20 protein-coding genes are annotated in these 19,470 nt (G+C 69.6%); 8 read left to right on the forward strand and 12 right to left on the reverse strand.

The genetic code is table 11. The features are described 5' to 3' along the window. Positions 1-40 precede the first annotated feature (40 nt). On the forward strand, positions 41-478 hold the full coding sequence (locus tag AC0685_RS01570) for a hypothetical protein (RefSeq protein WP_478223774.1): 438 nt from the start codon (positions 41-43) through the stop codon (positions 476-478). Here AC0685_RS01570 and AC0685_RS01575 read toward each other — a convergent pair. The 3 genes from AC0685_RS01575 to pheA form a co-directional block, all read right to left on the reverse strand. After that, on the reverse strand, positions 475-1,125 hold the full coding sequence (locus AC0685_RS01575) for a DUF4232 domain-containing protein (RefSeq protein WP_478223775.1): 651 nt from the start codon (positions 1,123-1,125) through the stop codon (positions 475-477). The two genes, AC0685_RS01570 and AC0685_RS01575, sit on opposite strands and share 4 nt — an antisense overlap. A gap of 155 nt (positions 1,126-1,280) precedes the next feature. Next, the gene (locus AC0685_RS01580) at positions 1,281-1,901 is read right to left on the reverse strand and encodes a histidine phosphatase family protein (RefSeq protein ID WP_478223776.1); all 621 of its coding nucleotides are present in this window, start codon (positions 1,899-1,901) and stop codon (positions 1,281-1,283) included. After that, positions 1,898-2,806: a prephenate dehydratase gene (gene pheA / locus AC0685_RS01585; protein WP_478223777.1), complete on the reverse strand. Its 909-nt coding sequence runs from the start codon at positions 2,804-2,806 to the stop codon at positions 1,898-1,900. The genes AC0685_RS01580 and pheA overlap by 4 nt, the downstream gene beginning before the upstream one ends. Before the next feature lie 97 nt (positions 2,807-2,903). Here pheA and AC0685_RS01590 point away from each other — a divergent pair, with 97 nt between their 5' ends. From AC0685_RS01590 to AC0685_RS01600, 3 genes are all read left to right on the forward strand, one after another. Beyond that, positions 2,904-3,545, forward strand: a complete 642-nt coding sequence (locus tag AC0685_RS01590; RefSeq protein WP_478223778.1) for a macro domain-containing protein — start codon at positions 2,904-2,906, stop codon at positions 3,543-3,545. 157 nt (positions 3,546-3,702) lie between these two features. Beyond that, on the forward strand, positions 3,703-4,635 hold the full coding sequence (gene coaA, locus AC0685_RS01595) for a type I pantothenate kinase (RefSeq protein WP_340685933.1): 933 nt from the start codon (positions 3,703-3,705) through the stop codon (positions 4,633-4,635). A 509-nt stretch (positions 4,636-5,144) separates the two neighbouring features. Next, positions 5,145-5,315 (forward strand): hypothetical protein, encoded by a 171-nt coding sequence (locus AC0685_RS01600; protein ID WP_478223779.1) that lies wholly within the window; start codon positions 5,145-5,147, stop codon positions 5,313-5,315. A gap of 65 nt (positions 5,316-5,380) precedes the next feature. On the opposite strand, the gene AC0685_RS01605 is transcribed toward AC0685_RS01600, so the two are convergent. The 5 genes from AC0685_RS01605 to AC0685_RS01625 form a co-directional block, all read right to left on the reverse strand. Further along, complete coding sequence (locus tag AC0685_RS01605; protein ID WP_478223780.1) at positions 5,381-5,797, reverse strand: PIN domain-containing protein; 417 nt, start codon at positions 5,795-5,797, stop codon at positions 5,381-5,383. Continuing rightward, positions 5,794-6,093 carry a type II toxin-antitoxin system Phd/YefM family antitoxin gene (locus AC0685_RS01610; protein ID WP_478223781.1) on the reverse strand — a complete coding sequence of 100 codons (300 nt, stop codon included), beginning with the start codon at positions 6,091-6,093 and terminating at the stop codon, positions 5,794-5,796. Before AC0685_RS01610 ends, AC0685_RS01605 begins: the two co-directional genes overlap by 4 nt. A gap of 68 nt (positions 6,094-6,161) precedes the next feature. Then, positions 6,162-7,718, reverse strand: a complete 1,557-nt coding sequence (locus AC0685_RS01615; protein WP_478223782.1) for a DUF1841 family protein — start codon at positions 7,716-7,718, stop codon at positions 6,162-6,164. 166 nt (positions 7,719-7,884) lie between these two features. After that, on the reverse strand, positions 7,885-9,198 hold the full coding sequence (locus tag AC0685_RS01620) for a hypothetical protein (protein ID WP_478223783.1): 1,314 nt from the start codon (positions 9,196-9,198) through the stop codon (positions 7,885-7,887). After that, positions 9,195-10,088, reverse strand: a complete 894-nt coding sequence (locus AC0685_RS01625; protein WP_478223784.1) for a nitrate- and nitrite sensing domain-containing protein — start codon at positions 10,086-10,088, stop codon at positions 9,195-9,197. Before AC0685_RS01625 ends, AC0685_RS01620 begins: the two co-directional genes overlap by 4 nt. A gap of 151 nt (positions 10,089-10,239) precedes the next feature. Between AC0685_RS01625 and AC0685_RS01630 the strand changes: the two genes are divergently transcribed. The 4 genes from AC0685_RS01630 (at position 10,240) to AC0685_RS01645 (ending at position 15,386) form a co-directional block, all read left to right on the forward strand. Continuing rightward, the gene (locus AC0685_RS01630; RefSeq protein ID WP_478223785.1) at positions 10,240-10,557 is read left to right on the forward strand and encodes a nucleotide pyrophosphohydrolase; all 318 of its coding nucleotides are present in this window, start codon (positions 10,240-10,242) and stop codon (positions 10,555-10,557) included. A gap of 69 nt (positions 10,558-10,626) precedes the next feature. After that, entirely contained in the window at positions 10,627-13,149 is a 2,523-nt protein-coding gene (locus tag AC0685_RS01635) for a M14 family zinc carboxypeptidase (RefSeq protein ID WP_478223786.1), read from the forward strand. Positions 13,150-13,158: 9 nt separating this feature from the next. Beyond that, positions 13,159-13,785 (forward strand): response regulator, encoded by a 627-nt coding sequence (locus AC0685_RS01640; RefSeq protein ID WP_034309658.1) that lies wholly within the window; start codon positions 13,159-13,161, stop codon positions 13,783-13,785. A 68-nt stretch (positions 13,786-13,853) separates the two neighbouring features. After that, positions 13,854-15,386, forward strand: a complete 1,533-nt coding sequence (locus AC0685_RS01645; RefSeq protein ID WP_478223787.1) for a hypothetical protein — start codon at positions 13,854-13,856, stop codon at positions 15,384-15,386. Here the strand turns inward: AC0685_RS01645 and AC0685_RS01650 are convergent. From AC0685_RS01650 to AC0685_RS01665, 4 genes are all read right to left on the reverse strand, one after another. Beyond that, the gene (locus AC0685_RS01650; protein ID WP_478223788.1) at positions 15,367-17,484 is read right to left on the reverse strand and encodes an AAA family ATPase; all 2,118 of its coding nucleotides are present in this window, start codon (positions 17,482-17,484) and stop codon (positions 15,367-15,369) included. The two genes, AC0685_RS01645 and AC0685_RS01650, sit on opposite strands and share 20 nt — an antisense overlap. A 63-nt stretch (positions 17,485-17,547) precedes the next feature. Next, positions 17,548-18,186: a histidine phosphatase family protein gene (locus tag AC0685_RS01655; RefSeq protein WP_478223789.1), complete on the reverse strand. Its 639-nt coding sequence runs from the start codon at positions 18,184-18,186 to the stop codon at positions 17,548-17,550. 9 nt (positions 18,187-18,195) lie between these two features. Then, positions 18,196-18,828 (reverse strand): class F sortase, encoded by a 633-nt coding sequence (locus tag AC0685_RS01660; RefSeq protein ID WP_478223790.1) that lies wholly within the window; start codon positions 18,826-18,828, stop codon positions 18,196-18,198. Continuing rightward, positions 18,825-19,439 carry an excalibur calcium-binding domain-containing protein gene (locus tag AC0685_RS01665; RefSeq protein ID WP_478223791.1) on the reverse strand — a complete coding sequence of 205 codons (615 nt, stop codon included), beginning with the start codon at positions 19,437-19,439 and terminating at the stop codon, positions 18,825-18,827. The genes AC0685_RS01660 and AC0685_RS01665 overlap by 4 nt, the downstream gene beginning before the upstream one ends. Between the last annotated feature and the right edge of the window lie 31 nt (positions 19,440-19,470).

The following is a 19,470-nucleotide window of genomic DNA, read 5'->3' on the forward strand; positions in this document are numbered from 1 at the left end:
AAATAGCCCATCACCGCCACGGGTGACGGGGAGGTCCGCGATGCAGCAGACACTGGTGCCGGAGGCCGGCGTGGGGACGACAGAACCTTCGAGACGGCCGCAAGTACTGACCGCCGTCGCCGGTTTCGTGATCGGCGGTGGCGTGATCGGCATGCTGTGGGCGCTCTCGGGCGTCAACGCGGGGGCGCTCGAAGACGCGAAGCACGCTTGCTCGGCGCTGGCGAGGATCGGCACGATCCCGGACACCACCGACTCCGCACCCGGCGAACGGACCGTGGCCGTCCTCGCCCCCGAAGTCCTGCACCGGATGACGGCCGCACGCGAACTCTCCGCCGCGGCGGCCGCCGCCAAGGACACCTACCGGCCGCTGGCCGAACATATCGACGGGGTCAGCCGGATGGTGTTCAGCCTGCACTTCAACCAGATTTCGGGACAGCGGCATCTGGCGCAGGCCGAACAGCTCTGTGCCCAGCTCTAGCCCTTGTGGACGGTCTTGACGGTCAGCTGATTGCCAGGAATCTTCCCGGCGCAGCCGAGTCCCTGCACCGGCACGAAGTTCGACGCCGTCTCCTGCGGCAGGTACACCCGCAGCCCTCGGGTCTCGGTGGGCTTGCAGACCGCCTCGTCGTAGTTGCGGACGTTCACGAAACCGACGTCGGCGATCGCGCTCTCCCCATTGGCGAGCTGGACCGGGCCACCCTTGGCGCCGTCGCGGTACGCGGCCTCACCGACCTGGTGGCCGTCGGCGCCGGTCACGTACGAGATGCCCGGGAAGCCCTGGACGGTGCACGGGTGTCCGCTCGCGTTGGTGATGACGAGCTTGCGGTACACCGTGCCCGCGGCGGCGTCACTGTCCTTGACGGACAGTTTGACGTCGCCGGCCTTGCACAGCCCGTCGTTCTTCGGCGCCTGCGCGGGCGGCTGGACGGGCTGCGGGGCAGGCGCCGGGCTCGAAGAGCTCGCGCTGGGCGCGGCGGAGGTGTCCGGCGCCGAACCGGACGGCGACGCGGACGTGTTCTGCGCGACGGGCGCGGTCTCCGCACCGCAGGCGCTGAGCAGCAGAAGCCCGGCGGTACCCGCGACGAGACCGCCGATGGAGATCAGTTTCGAACGAACCATGGTCATTCGCCTCCCTGTAGTCCGACGCTGCCGGGTGACCCACCGTCCAGTAGACGTGTTGTCCGCCGTGGGGGTTGCGCTCCACCGGTTAATTCCCCACAAGGTGTTAATCGATCTTGTGGGGTGTATTCCCCGGCGGGCGCGGAGGCAAACGTCCCTGATCAGGGTTCGACGGGGGCCTCCGCCCAAGTGAGACAGCTCCAGCCGGTGGGGGTCGCGACGAGCTCGACGATCCCGGTGTTCGGCACGAGCCCCTGGTTGGCGACCTCGGCGGTCACGTTCCCGGCGAGCCATTCGCCGCCCAGCCGGATCGCGCCGCCGTGGCTCACCAGCACCACCGTGCCGTCGGGGTCGGCCTGCTCGTGCTTGGCACGCAGCCGGGCGACCGCGTCGAGCACGCGGGCGCGGACCTGCGCACCGGTCTCGCCGCCGGGGATCGGCGGGTCGAGCTCGCCGAGCGTCCACCGGCGCACGACGCTCATGTAGGTCGTGATCGAGTCCTTGTCCGTCTTGCCTTCGAGGTCGCCCGCCGCGACCTCGTGCACGCCGTCGAGGACCTGGACGTCCAAGCCGAGTTTCGCCGCCAGCGGCGCGGCGGTCTGCTGGGCGCGGATCGCCTGCGAGGCGTAGACCGCGACGATCGGCTCGCCGTCCAGCCGCTTCGCGAGGTCCTGGGCCTGCTCGCGGCCCAGCTCGGTGAGCGGTGGCCCCGGCAGCGCCGTGTCGAGCGCGCCCCGCACGTTGCCGTCGGTCTGGCCGTGGCGGACGAGGAGAAGTTTCACGCCTGTGCTCCCTTCCGTACCGACTCGACCCAGGCGATCGCGTCGGTGAAATCCTCGTTGGCGACGCCCGGCTCGATCTCGGTCGTGCCGTTGTCCGCGCGCGGGTGGGAGCCGAGGAACCGCACGTTCCGGCACCGGCGGCGCAACGCGGCCAGCGCGTCGCCGATCCGGGGCTCTGCCACATGTCCCTCGAAGTCGATGAAGAAGCGGTACTCGCCGAAGTTGTTCCTGGTCGGGCGGGCGTCCAGCTTGGTGAGATTGATCCCGCGGACCGCCAGCTCGGTGAGCAGTTCCGCCAAGGCGCCGGTCCGGTTCGTCGCGGCGGCGACGATCGACGTGCGGTCCGCCCCGGTCGGCTCCGGCAGCTCACCGGGCGTGCGGACGAGGATGAACCGGGTCTTGGCGTCGCGGACGTCGGCGACCTCGGTGGCCCGCACCTCCAGCGGGTAGTGCTCGACGGCGACCGGCGCGGTGACGGCGGCGTCGAACTCGCCCGCGTCGACCGCGACCGCGGCCGCCGCCGTGGACGACGTGGCGACCGGGCGCGCACCCGGCAGATTCGCCTCGACCCAGTGGCGGACCTGGGCGAGCGCGTGCGGATGGCTGGCCACGGTGCGGATCTCGGTGGTGCCCGGCCGGGTCAGCACGCTGAAGTGGACCGGCAGCAGCACCTCCGCCACCGCGACGACCGGCTCGGCCTCGCTCAGGCTGTCGAGGGTGGCGGTGACCGCGCCCTCCACGGAGTTCTCGATCGGGACACACGCGGCGTCGGCCGCGCCCGAGCGCACCGCGGCCAGCGCCGCCGGGATGGTCTCCGCCGGGATCAGCTCCTCCCCGGGGGCGAGCCGGCGCGCGGCCTGTTCGGTGAAGGTTCCCTGGGGGCCGAAGTAAGCGATCCGTGACACCCCGCCAGATTACGCACGGCGCGGATGGCGACTTTCACTCGGACAGCCGGTACGCGCACCGGTTACGCCGGGTGGCTTTTTTTGCCATGCTTAGGGCGTGACCGCCGAACCGGGCACGCGCACCGGCCACGAGGACACCGGCTCCTCCTTCGCTCCCCCGTCGGACCGCCCCACTCCGGAGCTGGTGCTCTGCGCCGTCGATGACCTGCTCGCACAAGCCTGGACGACCGTCGCGGACACTGTGGACGGCCGGGTCTTCGTGCACCGCGGGTCCGTGCTCGACGTCGTCGCGCAGGCCGTCGTCAGCCCCGCGAACTCCTACGGCTGGATGCGCGGCGGCATCGACGCCGTGTACGCCCGCGCCTATCCCGAGGTCGAGCAGAACGTGCGCAGCGCCGTGCTCGCCTACCACGGCGGGGAGCTCCCGATCGGCGAAGCGGTTATCGTGCCCACCGGCGAGGCCGAGCCCGCCTGGCTGATCAGCGCGCCGACGACGCGGGAACCCGGCGAACGCCTCCCGCGTGACACCGTGCATCCGTACCTGGCCGCCAGGGCGGTGTTCCAGCAGTGGCGCGACGGCAGGCTCGACCAGGGCCGGGTCCGTGATCTCGTGCACACGATCGCGATGCCCGGACTCGGTACCGGCTTCGGCGAGGTCGCGCCCGCGTCCTGCGCACGGCAGGTCGCCGCCGCGTGGAACGAGGTCTTCACGCCGGGCCGTACCCGTAACGGATGGTAACGCCCTGAAGCGGGGTACATCACATCGCAGCGCGTTCACGAGCCGTAAGCCCTACCGTTAAAGCGGCTTCATCCGGTTCGAGGCACGTTCACCCGCCGAGAACTCGTCAACACGGTTTTGTACGGCGCCAGCGCAGGCGACGGGCGAGGAGTGTGCGATGCCGCGGGTCCGTGAGCTCAGTCCCTACGTCGAGCTGCACCGTGAGCAGTGGCGCGAGTTGCGCAGGTCGACTCCTCTGCCGCTGACCGCCGCGGAACTGCTGCGGCTGCGCGGTCTCGGCGAACAGGTCGACCTGGCCGAGGTCGCCGAGGTCTATCTGCCGCTCTCCCGGCTGATCAATCTCCAGGTCGCCGCCCGGCAACGGTTGTACGAGGCCACCACCACCTTTCTCGGTGAAGACAGTCGGGGCACCAAGGTGCCGTACATCATCGGGATCGCGGGCAGTGTCGCCGTCGGCAAGTCGACCACCGCGCGCATCCTGCGCACCCTGCTCGCCCGCTGGCCGGATCACCCCAGGGTCGACCTGGTCACCACCGACGGCTTCCTCTACCCGCGTGCGGAACTGGTGCGGCGCGGGATCATGCACCGCAAAGGTTTCCCGGAAAGCTACGACCGGCGGGCGCTGCTGCGGTTCGTCACCGAGGTGAAGTCCGGGGCGGACCGGGTCAGCGCTCCGGTGTACTCGCACCTCGCCTACGACATCCTTCCCGACGAGGAACAGGTCGTTCAGCGGCCCGACATCCTGATCCTCGAAGGGTTGAACGTCCTTCAGCCCGGCCCTCGGCTCACTGTCTCCGATCTGTTCGACTTCTCGATCTACGTGGACGCGCCGACGACCGACATCGAACGCTGGTACATCGAGCGCTTCCTCAAGCTGCGGCACACCGCTTTCGCGGACCCCGCGTCGCACTTCCACCACTTCGCCGGCCTCCCGGACGACGAGGCCCGTGCCGAGGCACGCCACCTGTGGCGCACGATCAACGAGCCGAACCTGATGGAGAACATCAAACCGACGCGGCCCCGGGCGACCCTCGTCCTCCGCAAGGACGCCGACCACGCGATCAACCGGGTCCGGCTGCGCAAGCTCTGAGGCCGGAGCCGCAACTCACGTGATCGAAGGCGGAACTCGCGTGATCGGACCCGTAACTCACGTGATCGAAGGCGTAACTCGCGTGATCGAAGGCGTAACTCGCGTGATCGGACTCCGCACACCAGAGTCCGGCGCCCAGTACGCGAGTTCCGGCTCTGATCACGAGTGTCACGTCTTCGAGACCACAACGCCGCGTAACCGGGCACCCACGGATTCTCTACTCACGGCGAACGTTCACGACGACGGCCAAGATCACTTCGCCGTAAGCCGTTCACGCGGGCGGCTTCCGGCTGTTCCCTCACAAGGACCAGCCTTCGCACCACGGGAGAGCCTGTGGTGCCCGCCGGTCGCGCACCGCTGTCGGCCGGTGGCTTTCCTCGGCCGATCGGCCGATCCACGCACAGTACGTGTAACCGGTTGGCCGATACCGGCTACAGCCCCCCGAGGCGACCCTTGTGTCAAGGGTTCACGAGGTCTCGAAAGGACCTTGAGCAGGGAGGAGGCTCACGATGTTCTCGACCATCCTGACCTGGGTCGGCTCGATTCTCGGACTCGCACTCCTGGTGGCCATGGCCGCCGGCGCCTTCGTCGTCGACTTCGACGACGCCCGCGGTGACCGTCGCCGGAAGAAGCCACAAGTCACGGAGAGCAAGGGCACTCCCGCGGCACCGCTGGGCTGAACCCCGGTGAGCTGAACTCCGGCCGATCAAGGCGTCCGGACGTCTTGATCCCCGCGGAGCTCGGCTCAATCGAACGGATTGTGCACCTGCGCGCCGAGCCCGGCCATGTCGGCGAGGTTCCTGGTGACCAGGGTCAGCTCGTGGACCCGGGCGGTCGCGGCGATCAGCCCGTCGATCGACGGCACCTTCCGCGGCGCGTACTGCCTGCCCCATTCGGCCGCGATTTCGGCGGTCACCGGAAGGATCCGTTCCGAGAACTGCGCGGTGAGCCCGGCCAGCCAATCGGCCAGCGCCTCCGCACGCTCCCTGTCCCGCTCCCCTCGATGCCTGAGTTTCGTTATCCCCCTCTCGATTTCCCCCACCGTCAGCGCGCTCAGATAGAGCCTGCTCGACGACACCCCTCCCCACCACCGGGCGAAACCCGGGTTCGGCGTGCGGCGCCGAGCCTCGGACACGATGTTCGTGTCCAGCAGAAAGCTCACCCGCTCACCTCCACGGCATCCCTCGGCAGGTCTTCCGCTCGTTCGGCGGCGATCTCCTCCAGTACGTCGGCCAGCGCCTCCCCGTACTCGGGATGATGCTGCTCCCCGGAGAGCACGAGCTTGAAATCGACGGCTTCGCCACTTCCGGTCAACCTGCGGTAATCCACGATGTCCAGCACCACGGCCACCTCCTCCCCATGTTTCGTGACGAACTGCGGCCCATCGGACGCGGCTCGGCGCAGCAGCTCGCTCAGCCGCTGCTTGGCGTCCTGCACTTGCCAGGTTGCTGCTTTCATCTAGACAGACTAGACAGAACTAGGTGGGTTGGCAAGGGCTGGAGGGGGGTGACCGGGGAAAACGGGTGTCAGGCGAGCTCGCCGAGCGCCTTCCGGTAGTCGTCGATGTCGTAGTCCATCTCGTGCTCGCCCGCTTCGGTGAGCTGGGCGGACAGCGCGTCGATGAGGCGGTCGAAGATCTCCTCGCGCTCCTGCCCGGTCTCGCTCAGCCGCCGCACGGCCTGCCAGACCTCGGCGGGCTCGTCGGCCCAGAGCTGGTCGACGATCGTGGTCTTGAGCGCGAGCCGCATCCGCGGTTCGCCGTCGAAGGTCTCCTCGGCCAGCGCCTCGTGGTATTCGGGGTGCTCGCCGATCACCAGCAGGCGGCGCTGTTCGGGGTCGGCGGGTTCGAGCTCCAGCTCCTCGTCACCGATCTCCGCGTAGACCGTCGGGACGGCGAACATCCGGCGCGCCAGGGCTTCCGCGAGGTCCGCCGGGTCTTCGATCCCCTCGGAGCCGTCGAAGTAGACGTCGAGCGCGGAATCCTCGTCCTGCGCGAATTCCTCCAGGAACTCGGTCGCGCTCTCCAGCAGCGCGACACGCGCGGCCTCGGGGAGTCCGGCGCGGTCGGCGGCCCAGGTGACCCAGCCGAGCAGGGCGGGCTCCAGCGCGTCTTCGTAGGCCTCGTCGATCTCGAACTCGCCGTCCAGCAGTGATTCGAGGAACCGGGCGAGCTTCTCGGGGCCGACCCGCAGCGGGCTGCCCGGCTCGGTCTCACAGCCGTAGTCGACGAGCAAGCGCGCGTAGAACCGCGTCGCCTCCGTGTCCTCGACGAGTCCGGACCCGATGAAGTCGGCCACGACCTCTTCGCGGACCTGCTCGGGCCATTCGGTGATCTCGGGCGACGGCTCGGGAGCGGGCAGCGCCCGGATCCACGCCAGCGCGAGCGCGTGGAACCGCGCGTAGTCCTCGCTGACGTCGGGCTCTTCGACGACGTCCGTCGCGGCCAGCCCGTCCGCGAGCAGCTGGTGGGCACGCTCGGGCAGCACCCGCTCCAGCGTGACCAGCTCCGGGTCGTCGGCGGCCTGCTGCCGCATCTCGGCCAGCACGTCCTGCGGCTTGTCGACCACGACGACGTCGCGGATCCGGCCGCCCTCGGTGAAGTCGACCAGCGCGAGCAAACCGTGCTCGGCACCGCCGCGGGAGAAGACGCACAGGAGAGAGGACTCGTCGCCGAAGACGTCACCGGTCCGCCAGCACTCCCCGATGGTCACCGCGGCCAGCTCCGCCACCCATTCCGGCTCCGGGATCCCGCGGCCCAGCACGGTGTTCAGCGCCGAAGCGGCCGCCTCGCGCTCCTCCTCGGTCTCGGCGAAGACCTTCAGCCCGGCGAGCAGCGCGGCCGCGGCGGGGGTGATCTTCCGCTCGGCGAACGCGATGAGCTCCAGGCCCAGCGGCGTTTCGTCCTCTTCGAGCTCGATCTCCCACCACTGGCCGAGCACCTCGGAGGTCAGCAGCTCGACGTCGAGCACCTCGGGTTCGGCACCAAGGGTCGAGAAGTCCCGGAGGACGTCCTTGAAGAGGCCCGTCACACTCGGAGTGGAGGGCTGGGCTGCCTTCTTGCGCGCACGGCTGACCGGACTCATGGCGACATGTTTTCACGCGGACCCGGCCGGGCTCGTCGCGGTGGTCGCGGGCGCGGAACACGGAGTCCCGGACGCGGGCGGACACCGGTTCACCGACCACCGCGACTTCACCCTCTTCGCCGGGTTTCCTCGGTTCACTGCGAACAACGACAGGCGACGGGCGCGGTTACGCCCTGACCGGTTTGGGAATCGCGATTCTCGCCGCTTTGACCTCGGCGATCAGCCGGGTCTTGCGTTTGTGTATTTCCACCAATGTGCCGAGGTACGAGCTGAATTCTTCAGCCGTACCGGCCTTTTTGTGCGCCGTGCGCAGTTTGCGCAGTTGCCGGGCCGCCTCGCGGTAGGCGTTCGGATCCTTCCGCGTGATCAATTCTTCGACATGGTCCCGGTATACGGGAATGGTTTCGGCCGGATGGGCGACGGAACGGGAATCCGCGAGTTCGACACGCACCGGCAAAGACGCCTCGAAGCGCACGGCCGCCCGCCATGCCTCGTCGGCGCGGTCCTCGCCGAGCAACGCGCGGACGAGTTCGTCGGCGGCCTCCGTGCTCCCGGCGGCGAGTTCACGCAACCGGGCCAGCGCGGTCTTCCGCTGCGCGACCCAGCGCCCGGTTTCCAGCGACTCCGCGCGCAGCGCGAGGTACGTCGCGGCCGTGGGGTTCTCGTCGAAGTCCTTACGCGACAAGGGAACCGGCTCTTCCTCCAGCGGAGGCGCCTCCTCTTTCTTATCGTGCGTGAGCGCCCGCGCCGCATGCGCGATGGCCTCGCTGTGCCGCCCCGCCGCGCGCAGCACGCGCACGATCTTGAGACTGACGTCCACCCGCGGCGGCTTGGCGGCGAGGATCGCGACGAGCGCGTCGACGTCGCCGGACACCTCCGCCAGCTCCTCGCGCAGCCGCTCGGCGGTCTCGCGTTTCGCCCCGGACGGATGCTCCGCCAACACACCATCCACAGTGGACTTTATCCGCGCGATTCCCTTGTCCCCCAACGCGGAGGCGAAGTCGGCCAGCTCGATGACGGGCCAGCCGGGGCCGTCGAACTCCACTTCGAGGATCCAGGCGGCCAGGCTCTCCGGATCCGGCGGGTGCGCCACGCAGGCCCGCGCGTACAGCTCGACGGCCCGGTCCAGCCGGTCCGCGACCTCGCCCGAGGCGTCGTCGATCTGCTCCAGCATCTCGCTGATGTCGTCCACGGTCCGGCGGGCGAGCGGAGCGAGATCCGCCCGGCTGCCGGCGTCGAGAAGCCGCTGGAGCGTGTCGAGGACGGAGCCGACCTTCGCGGCGTACTCGACGTTGCCCGCCAGCACGGCGGTGTCGAGGAGGCGGTGCGCCTCGGCGACGTCACTCCCCTGGGTGGCGAAGCGGTTCTCCAGGGCCTGCCGTAACGCAGGGTCACGCTCGGCTTGGGCGTGCAGCAGGTCCGCCAGCGTTTCCGCGTCCAAGGTACGCAGGTAGGGGCGCAGATCCGTCGGGGAACTCACCCGGACAAGTCTGCCCGACCACTTCGCCGACTCGTGTGGGCCAACAGCGTGCTCTTTTCGGCGTAATCGCTCACCAGGTGTGACCAGGTCAGCGGCGTCGCTTCGAGGCGCGAAGGGCAGCGGACGGCCGGGATCGGCAGCCGGCGGGCGAGCTGCATGACGATCGCCATCACCACCGCCGCGAGCAGCGAAATCGCCGCGGCGGCGGCGAGGGCGCCGCTCAGCACCCGCCGCCCGCCGTCGATCGCGAGCTGCGCCGAGTACTCGATCTGGCGCGCGGCGAGGTCGCCGAGGGTCCGGCCGACGACGCCGGCCGCGACCCGCCAGGCGTCCTGGCCGACAGGCGGCGGCGTGGCCGCGCTCAACGCGGATTCGACCGCGCGGAACCGGCCCCAGTCCTCGCTCCCGACGAGATCCCGGTAGGTCTTCCGGCTACTTTCCGTGAGTTTTCCGGCGATCGCGTCGAGCCTGGACCGGTAGGCGCCCACGGCGGCGGCGTAGTCGCGCCGCCCCGCGTCGTCGATCCCGGCGACCGCGAGGGAATCGCTGCGGTCCATGCCTTCGACGGCGGTGAGCAGTTCGACGGCGATCGTCTGCTGGTAGCCGACCTCGGCGTCAGGGGCGGCCCGGGCGATCTCGCGCAGGGAGGAAAGCGAGGTGTCGATGCGATCGGCGTACGCGGTGTAGGTGGCGGAGCGGCTGCCCGGCGCCTTCAACGCGAACGCCCGCTCCCGCTGCAGCGACGCGATCACCCGGCTCGCCCCGGCGAGGGTGACCGCTCCGTTCTCGGCGTCGTCGCGGTCCTCGATGGCCTGCTGGACGAGGAAACCGCCGATGAACAACGCGACGAGCACCAAGGCCGCGCTCGGCACGAACGCGATGGAGAGCATGCGAGACCGAAGGCTTCGCTGATACGTCAAGGCTTTCCTTCCGGATCGGTCTCCCGACGCCGGCCGACGTTATGCAAGTTGCACTTTGCACGTCAACGCTCGTCCGCCATACGGCCGTTAGCGCACCGTGACGATCTGGTAGGCACGGCACGTGACACTCGACGACCTCAACCAGCGTCTCCGCGACTTCGCCGCGGCACGGGACTGGGAACCGTTCCACACACCGAAGAACCTGGTCATGGCGCTGTCCGGCGAAGTCGGCGAGCTGACTTCGCTGTTCCAGTGGCTCACCCCGGAGGAGTCCGCGAAGTGGCGCTCCGACCCTGAACTGGCACACAACGTCGTCGACGAGATCGCCGACGTCACGCTGTACCTCCTCCAGCTCGCGAACAGCCTCGGTGTGGACCTGATCGAGGCGGCGAACGCCAAGATCGACCGGAACGAAATCCGCTTCCCGGCGCCCGGTTAGCCGCCTTTCGGGTCTTGTGGGGCGTTCGTTCGGCGGAAACACTGTGCCGACGTCCCTGGAGGTGGCCCCTTGTCGCGTTCGGCCCGCACCGTGTTCCTGGCCCTCGTGTTGTCCCTGAGCGCGGTCGCCGCGCCGGCGTACGCGGCGCCGCCACCGACCGCACCGCATCGGGACCCCGGCAACGGGCCGGAACGCAATGAAGTCGCCGCGACCGATCAGCCGATGGGCGTCGCGCGGGCCGCGGCGGGCGAGAACCTCGCGGGCGACCGTTCCGGCTATCCGCGCAAGACCCAGCTGCGCGTGTACCCGGAGAACACGGCCGACAAGTCGATCAAGCTCGGGCTCGCGCCGTATCACGCGATCGCGCCGAAACTGAACGCGTTGCAGGCGCGCAGCGACCGGATCTCGGTCGAGATCGCCGGACAGTCGGGCCTCGGCCGGGACCTCTACCTGGTGACGCTCACCGCGCCGGAGAGTCCCGCCGAGACGCGGCGGCAGGACGCTTGGCGCTCGCTGATCGAGAACGACCCGGCCCGCGCCGCGCGCGACCCGTTCCTGCGCCACGGCTACAAGGCGCCGGTGTGGATCAACAACAACATCCACGGCAACGAATGGGAAGGCACCGACGGCGCGCTCCGCGTCATCGAGAAGCTGGCGACGTCGACCGATCGCACGACGGCCGAACTGCTGAAACGGAACCGTTTCTACTTCAACGTCACGGCCAATCCGGACGGTCGCGTCGCCGGTACGCGGCAGACGTCGCAGGGGTTCGACCCGAACCGCGACTTCGTCACCGCGTCGCAGCCGGAAGTGCGGGCCATGCGCGGGATCGCCATCGGCAAGCAGCCGCTGATGATGCTGGACGAACACGGCTACGTCGCGAACACGCTCATCGAACCGACCACCCCGCCGCACGGCCAGAACTACGACTTCGACCTCTACATCAAGCACGGGTACGCCAACGGGCTCGGCATGGAGCAGGCGGTCAAGGCGCTCGGACGGCCGGAAACGGCGAAACCCGAGATCCCGTTCCGCGACTACGAACCCGGCAGCTGGGACGGCTGGGCGCCGATCTACACCGCCCAGTACGCGATGTACCACGGCGCGGTGTCCTTCACGATCGAGATCCCGATGCGGGTCAACAACGCCGACTACGAAACGCGGCCGGTGGCGGAGCTCCAGCGGCGAGCGGTGATCAACACCGAGGTCGTCGAAGCCACCATCGGCAGCACGCTGCGGTACGTCGACCGCAATCGCGGTGAGCTCATCGCGAACCAGATCGAGATGTTCCGCCGCGGCACGGCGGGCGAGGCGCAGCGTGAGATCCCCGACGGATTCGTGCCCGGTTTCGGGCCGGAAGACCGCTACCGCACGGAGTTCCCGCGCGCGTACGTCATCCCCGCCGGCGCGGACCAGCGTTCGGCCGTCGCCGCTTCGCGTCTCGTCGACCACCTGGTGGCCAACGACGTCCGCGTGCGGCAGGCGGATCGCCCGTTCTCGCTGGCCGGGCGCCGGTATCCGGCCGGTTCGTACGTGGTCGACATGCACCAGCCGAAACGCGGCCTGGCGAACGTGATGCTGGAACAGGGCAGCGACATCTCGGCGAAGGTGCCGGTCATGTACGACATCTCCGGCTGGAGCCACCGCCTGCTGTGGGGCGCGTCGGTCGACATCGTGAAGCAAGGCAGGCTCGACGTCCGGGCGCACGACGTCGTCGCCGCGTCGCCGACCGGCGGCATCGACGCCGCGCCCGGCCGCGACCTCGCGCTGAAGCTCGTCGACGGCAAGGACGTCAGCGCCGTCAACGACCTGCTGAACCGGGGCCTCGCGCTGGGACGTGCGGACGACGGCACGATCATCGTCGCCGCGTCGGCCCGCCCGGCGGCCGCCGAGGTGGCGGACCGCTACGGCGTCCGGTTCACCGAAGCACGCGGGACGGCGACACCGTTGACCCGCAAGACCATCGCGGCCGCCGTCGGACCGGACGAGCTGAAAGCGCTGCGGGACATGGGCTTCGACGTGCGACCGGTGTCCGCGGCGGTGCTCAACGCCGGCTTCGACTGGTCCAGGGTGGACCTGCTGTTCGTCTCATCAGGACTGCGCTACACCGATCTCAATCCGGCCGCGAAGGACGCTCTGCGTGCCTTCCTCACTCGCGGCGGCGTGGTCACCCGCGGTGCCACGGGCGCGCGGTTCAACACCGACGTGGGACTTCTCGAAGCGCGTCCGGTCGCGGGCTGGGAGGACGGGAACGGCGTCGTCTCGGTGGTCAACGGGACCGGCCCGGTGGGGAGCGGCGCGCTGCCGGACTCGTTCGTCTACGGACCGTTCTGGTTCACCGATCTCGGCTCCTCGGTCAGTGTCGAGCAACGCTACGCGAGCGGGAATCCGCTGGTCGCGGGCCATTGGCGGACACAGGACGACGGGACGGGCGGGCCGCTGCAGGCGGCGGGACAGGCCGCGGTCGTGTCCGGGACCTCGGGACTCGGCGGGCGGGCGGTGCTGTTCGGCACCGAACCGCTGTTCCGCGATCACCCGAAGGGCTTGTACTCGCAAGTGGCCAAGGCGATTTACTGGGCCGCCGCGAAGTAACGTGAGGGTATGCCGATCCAGGTGCTGCTCATCGACGACCACGAGGTGGTGAGGCGCGGCCTGCGTGACCTCCTCACCGACGAGCCCGACATCGAGGTCGTCGCCGAAGCGAGCGGGGTCGACGAGGCCCTGGCCGTGGCGATGCACGTCGAGCCGGACGTCGCGGTGGTCGACGTGCGGCTCGGCGACGGCGACGGCATCGCGCTCTGCCGCGAGCTGCGCTCGAAGCCGAACCCGCCGCAGTGCCTGATGCTGACCGCGTTCGACGACGAGGAGGCCATGGTCGGCGCGATCATGGCGGGCGCCGCCGGGTACCTGCTGAAACAGGTCCGCGGCCAGGACGTCGTCAACGCGGTCCGCGAGGTCGCGGCCGGCCGGTCGCTGCTCGACCCGCTGTCGACGGCACGGGTGCTCGACAAGCTGCGGCATCCGCCCGAGGACGAACTCGGTTCCCTCACCGAACGCGAGCGCGAGGTGCTGGAGCTGATCGGGCAGGGCATGTCCAACCGCGAGATCGCGGAACGCCTGTTCCTCGCCGAGAAGACGGTGAAGAACTACGTGACGTCGGTCCTCGCGAAGCTGGGCATGCAGCGCCGCACGCAGGCCGCGGCGTGGATCGCGCGCCGGGACAGGTAGTGCGCGAAAAAAGCATCCCCCCGTCGTTTTGGCCGAAGGTCCCGGTTGACCCGGGATTCCGCTCCTGGTTGACCAACGCTCCCGAACGACAGCTCCTCGTGGTCGTCCGGACGTTGACGACGTTGAACCGGCTTCAGGACATCCTGACCCTGACGAGCGCCGATCTCCGGATCCAGACGACCTTCACCTTCGACGAGGCCCGGCCGGGGATCCTTTCGGCCGGGGTGAGTGACGCGTTGCGGGCCCTGCGTGTCGCCGTCACCCCGTGGGAACAGGCCGCGAAGAACACCTTCGACCTCATCCTCGCGGCGAGCGAGAACGACGCCCTTCACGAGCTGAACGGGCCGATTCTGCTGGTGCCGCACGGGATCGGTTACCAGAAGTACTACCCGGGCGGACGAGTCACGTCGGGGATGGACCCGGATCGGCTCCTGCACCACGACCGGGTGATACCGGCGGCGATCGCGCTTTCGCACTCCGTGCAACGGGAACAGCTGAAATCGGCTTGCCCGGAGGCGCTGGACCGGGCGGTCGTCGTCGGCGATCCCTGTCACGACCGGATGATGGCGAGCAGGCACCGGGTGGCGGCCTACCGCGCGGCGCTCGGCGCCGGGAACCGGAGGGTCGTCGCGATCGCGTCGACCTGGGGCAGGCATTCGCTCTACGCCAGGCATCCGCGCCTGCCTCACCGGCTGCTGACCGAACTGCCGCTCGACGACTACCAGATCGTCCTCACCCTGCATCCCGGGGTGTGGGCGGCGCACGGCCCGTGGCAGCTGGAGTCGTGGCTGCGCCCGGAACTCGCCGCGGGGCTCACGCTCATTCCCCCGGACCACGGCTGGCAAGCCGCGCTGCTGGCGGCGGATTGCGTGCTCTCCGATCAGGGTTCCGCCGCGTTGTACGCCGCCGCGGCGGGCAAACCCGTCCTCCTCGCCCCGTCCGCCGCGATCACGACGGTGGACGACTCGCCCCTCGCGATGCTGACGCGGGCCACGGCCGAAGTGGCGGAAACGGGGTTGCGCGAGCAGATCGACGCGACCATCGCGAACCATGTGCCGGATCGCTACCGGCCGATCATCGACCAAGCCGTCGAGGACGCCGCGAGCGGTCCGCGGCTGGGCGATGTGCTCTACGACCTCCTCGATCTGAAGCGGCCGGATCCCCGTCCCGTCTTCCCGCCCGTGCCCGCTCCGGCACCGGTGACCCATCCGGTGGCCGCGCTCGCCGCCGGATGGGACGAAACCGGGAAAGTGGTCCGGTTTCCCGCGTCCACCCGGCCGGAAGGCCTGCGCCACCGGCATGTTCTCGCCCACGCCGATCAAGCGACCCTGCGTGACCTGGACGGTGCGGCCATCGTGTTCGCCGAGGACCCGGGCCGGTTCGACGAGCTGCTCACCCACTGGCCGCTCGCCCGGCTCGTCGCCGCTCCCGCCCCCGGCGGCTGTCTCGCGCGGATCCGGGATCGCGGCGATTTCCTGCTGTCAGCGGAAACGGATCCGACACTGCTGGCGAGTCATCTCTACCTTCTGCTCGTCTCGCACGCGGACGTCGCAGGGACGCACGCGGTCAACGGGCAGCCGGTCACCGTCGCCCGGTGTTAGCCAAGACCGAACGGAACTCGGCCTCCCGCGGATGCCCCGCGTCGAAGTACGTCTGCCAGGCACGCTGGAAGTGCGTGTGCGCCCGGCCGTGGTCCCCCCGAGCCGCGAAAAGCCTGCCGAACTCCTCCTCGAACTCCGCCGTGTACTGCGTCGCACCGGACACCAGCCGCCACGCCTCGAGCAATTCGCGTTCGGCGTCGTCGTAGTGGCCGATCGTCCGGAGGTACTTGGCCCGCACCATCGACACCCGGCCGAGGTTCCGGCTGTCGGACGCGGGGAACTGCCGTGCGGATTCGGCGAGCAACGCCCAGACGTGTTCGTACGCACCGGCTTTCAGCAGTACGTTCGCCAGCATGCGGCTGTGGATGCCGAGTGACCGGCGGCCCGCTTCGGCCATCGCGCGGTCCAGCGTCACGGCTCGCCGGAGGAAGTCCGCGGCGGCCGGGAGGAGCCCTTTCTCTTCGTGAAACCGGCCGCAGAACTCCTGCACGGACGACTCCAGCGCCGGGTCGTCCAGGGTCCGGACCGTTTCGAGAGCCTCCTCCAGCAGCGGCTGAGCGCGGTCGAAGTCGTGCAGCAGGAAGAAAGTACGGCCTTGCTGGCTGAGGATCCTCGTGGTCAGGGCCGGATCGCCATGCCGCCTCGCCGCGAGCAGGCCCCAGTGGTTGATGTGGGCGAAGAGCCGGTGGTGCCCACGGTTGAGCATGAGCACTTCCAGCGCGCCGCAGATTTGCCCGAGTTCGACGTCCCGTTCCCGCTCGAAGGCCTGATACGCCAGTGCGCCATAGGTTTCCCGGGCGTCCTCGACCCAGTCGAGCGGCGCCTTCCGCTCGAAATCCGGGGTGGGCACGGAAATCGGCGCGTAGCGGCGCAGGCGGTCCGGGCTGGTGAGGTGGTCCGCGGCGACGGCCTGGTCGCGGAAGAAGACCAACGCGCGATCGGTCACGACGTCCCGGCTCCCGCGCCGGCGCGCCCCCTCGCGGATCAGGTTGAACAGCCGCTGCCGGGGAGTGCCCGTGGGCGCCAGGAACCCGGCGTCCGCGAGTTCGTCGAGCGCGTCTTCGGCGGGTTCGCCGAAGACCGCGGTCGCCGACGCCGTCGTGAAGTCGGGGCCGGGATGGGCCGCCAGCACCTCGCAGAGTTCCGCGGCGTCGGTGGACAGCTCGGCGAACGACTGCTCGAACGCCATCGCGATGACGTCGACTCCGCCGAGCACCCCGGTCCGCCGGAAATCGGCCAGTACCGAGGCGACCGCGCCAGGGCCGCGCCGCAGGCGTTTGCGGATCCGGACGCCGGCCTGCACCAGGGCGAACGGCATGTGGTCGCACAGCGCGGCGAGTTCGGCGGCGGAGTCGCGTTCCGCCTCGATGGCCGCCCGATCCGACGCCTTGCCGAGGAGTTCGAGCGCGAAGTCCCGTTCGAGGGAGTCCAGTTCGATCGGCGGAGCGACGTTGCCGGCCAGCAGGTCGTCGTCCTGGCGGATGGCGGTCACCAGCACCAGGCTCGACGGTGACGAGGGGATCAGTTCGCGGATGTCCGTGGCCACTTCGGCGTTGTCCAGTGCCAGGAGGAACCGGCGCCGGGCGGTGACCGACCGGTACTGGGCCCACAGCTCGGCGGTGTTCGTGGTCACCAGATTCGTCTCGACCCCGAGCGCGCGCAGGACCCTGGTCGCCACCTCCGAGCGGCGCAGCACGGTGCCGTCGCGATAGTCCGAGAGGTCGACATAGACCTGATCGGGGTACCGGTCGCGGAGGTCGTCCGCGAGCCGGTACACGAGCGCGCTCTTCCCGGCCCCGCGCGGACCGGTGATGACGTGGACGCCCGGCCCCGAGGCGCTTCGCCGTTCCCTGTCCCGGTCGACGAAATGCGCGGGCGCGCCCGGCACATCGCGAACACCGGTGCCGTCTCCCGCGAGGATCTCCTGCAACCGCTCGGCGAATTCGGGATCGGTTTCGACCAGTTCCCGGACCGCCCGCTCGGCGCCGCCGGGATCCGCGAGCAGCGCCTCGACGTCCTGTGCGGTGCGGCGGCGGGCGAGCCGCTTGGCCACCAGGTCCTTCACCCCGCCGCCGGCGCCGACCGCCAGCGCTTTCACGGCCTCACCCAGAACGGCTTCCCACACGGCGTGTTCCCCTCGTCACGGCTGGTACCGAGGCTATCAACGATCGGTCTCCCCGATCGGGAGATGGCCGATCCCGGCGAGCGTCACGACCTGCCGGTTGTGGAAGTAGTCGTCCTCACGCAGCACCGTGACGCTCCCGGGTGAACCGCGGAAGTCGACGTACCCGGCCGACTCGAGCGGCATCCGGATCCACGCGGCGATCACGAAGGTGAGCGCACCACCGTGCGTGACGACGATCTGGTGTTCGCAACGGCTTTCCAGGATCGACTCCATGGCCGCGTACACCCTCGCGGCCATCGCTCCTTTGGTTTCGGCGCCCGGGATTCCTTCGTCGTGTCCCAGCCGGTCCCCGACGGCGGGAGGCGGGACGAACCGGCTGTCCAGCCACTCCTGCGGCCTGCCACCGGCTTCCCCGTACGACTTCTCGCGCAGCCGCCGGTCCAGGATCGGGGTCACGCCGAGCCGTTCACCGATCAACTCGGCCGTCCGGACGGTGCGGCGCAGATCCGAGGAGTACAGCTCCACCTGTTCCGGCACCTTCGCCCGCAGCGACTCGGCGACGGCGGCGGCCGCGCGTTCTCCGGCAGGAGTGAGTTCGGCGTCGAACCACCCGCCCACCAGGCGATCGACGTGGTGCGTGGCCTCCGGATGCGTGACGACGTAGACGGTGCGCATCCGGAGAATCTAAACGCGGGTCAGCTTCGCGAAGGCCACGACGTTGTCGAGGTAGTTGCCGGTCGAGGAGTCGAAATCACCGCCGCAGGTGATCAAGCGCAGTTCAGGCCCGGTCGTATCGCCGTAGACCTTCTCCGTGGGGAAAGACGACTTCGGATGCCGTTCGACGGCGTACACGGTGAACACCGCGGTGATCCCGTCCTCACGGTGGACCAGGGCTTCGTCGCCGACCTTGAGTTCCTTGAGCCGGACGAAGACGCCGGGGACCTTCTTGTAGTCGACGTGCCCGGCGAGGACGGCGGGCCCGATCTTACCGGGTGCCGGGCCGCCGGTGAACCAGCCGGTGGTGATCGCGTCGTGCGGCACCTCCAGGGTGCCGTCACCGGCGAGGCCGAGGTCGATGATCTCGCCGGTACTGACCCCGATAGCCGGGATCTCGAGCCTCGACGGCCGTGCGGGCGCGAGCGGTGGCGCTTCCACGGCCGAAAACATCGCCGAGGCCACCGTGGTGGGTGGTGCGGGCGACGCGACCTTGCCCGGCGGCGGGACGGCGCACGCGGTCAGCACGGCCGCGCACACCATCCCGATGAGGGTGCCGATGACCATCGGAAACGGCCATCGGCGCCAGAAAGATCCGGTCATCGCTCGGCACGCCGCCGGAGCATCAGTGACGCGCCCGCGGCCGTCGCGGTCAGCAGCGCCGCGCCGGTCAGCGCGACCGTGGCGACCTCCGGGAAACCGCCGTTGGTTTCGACCGGGCCCCCGCCGGTCGCGACGCCGCCGACGGGTTTGACCTTGACCTGACCCGATTTCGCGGGTTCGCCGAACCGGGATTCGCAGGCGTACCCGTCGTGGTCACCGTCGAGCTTGTGCGGGTCTCGCGGGTTCTTCTTGAGCTCGGCCTGCGCGGCGGCCTGTGAGGGGAAATCGGCGCAATCCTTGTCGGTGGATCGCGGTGCCCGCGTTTCCGTGGTGCTCGGCGGCGGAGTGGGCGTGGTCGTTTTGGTCGGCGCCGTTCCACGCTTGGGCCGCGTTTCACAGGCGATTCCGTCGTTGTCGTCGTCCAGGTTGTGCGGATCGGACCGATCTTTCTCGAGTTCGGCCTGAGCGTCTTCCTGATACTGGAAGTCACGGCAGTTGAGGTCGGCGATCGCGGGCGCTTCCGCCAGCGCGAACGCCACGGAAGCGGGTCCGAACAAGGAGAATCCGGCGAGAATGGCGGCCGCGCCGAGGGCGCGACGAATCGAGGACATGGGGAGTCCTTTCACTCGGAATTCGCGCTTT

The sequence above is a fragment of the Amycolatopsis sp. NPDC043889 genome, from assembly GCF_056435645.1.

What these genes read in the sequence shown, in the direction of transcription:
- coaA (WP_340685933.1), top strand. Translation starts at nt 3,703, where the DNA reads ATGCCGCGGGTCCGTGAGCTCAGTCCCTACGTCGAGCTGCACCGTGAG.
- AC0685_RS01615 (WP_478223782.1), bottom strand. Translation starts at nt 7,718, where the DNA reads ATGAGTCCGGTCAGCCGTGCGCGCAAGAAGGCAGCCCAGCCCTCCACT.
- AC0685_RS01600 (WP_478223779.1), top strand. Translation starts at nt 5,145, where the DNA reads ATGTTCTCGACCATCCTGACCTGGGTCGGCTCGATTCTCGGACTCGCA.
- AC0685_RS01610 (WP_478223781.1), bottom strand. Translation starts at nt 6,093, where the DNA reads ATGAAAGCAGCAACCTGGCAAGTGCAGGACGCCAAGCAGCGGCTGAGC.
- AC0685_RS01625 (WP_478223784.1), bottom strand. Translation starts at nt 10,088, where the DNA reads ATGCTCTCCATCGCGTTCGTGCCGAGCGCGGCCTTGGTGCTCGTCGCG.
- AC0685_RS01570 (WP_478223774.1), top strand. Translation starts at nt 41, where the DNA reads ATGCAGCAGACACTGGTGCCGGAGGCCGGCGTGGGGACGACAGAACCT.
- AC0685_RS01655 (WP_478223789.1), bottom strand. Translation starts at nt 18,186, where the DNA reads ATGCGCACCGTCTACGTCGTCACGCATCCGGAGGCCACGCACCACGTC.
- AC0685_RS01575 (WP_478223775.1), bottom strand. Translation starts at nt 1,125, where the DNA reads ATGACCATGGTTCGTTCGAAACTGATCTCCATCGGCGGTCTCGTCGCG.
- AC0685_RS01640 (WP_034309658.1), top strand. Translation starts at nt 13,159, where the DNA reads ATGCCGATCCAGGTGCTGCTCATCGACGACCACGAGGTGGTGAGGCGC.
- AC0685_RS01660 (WP_478223790.1), bottom strand. Translation starts at nt 18,828, where the DNA reads ATGACCGGATCTTTCTGGCGCCGATGGCCGTTTCCGATGGTCATCGGC.
- AC0685_RS01665 (WP_478223791.1), bottom strand. Translation starts at nt 19,439, where the DNA reads ATGTCCTCGATTCGTCGCGCCCTCGGCGCGGCCGCCATTCTCGCCGGA.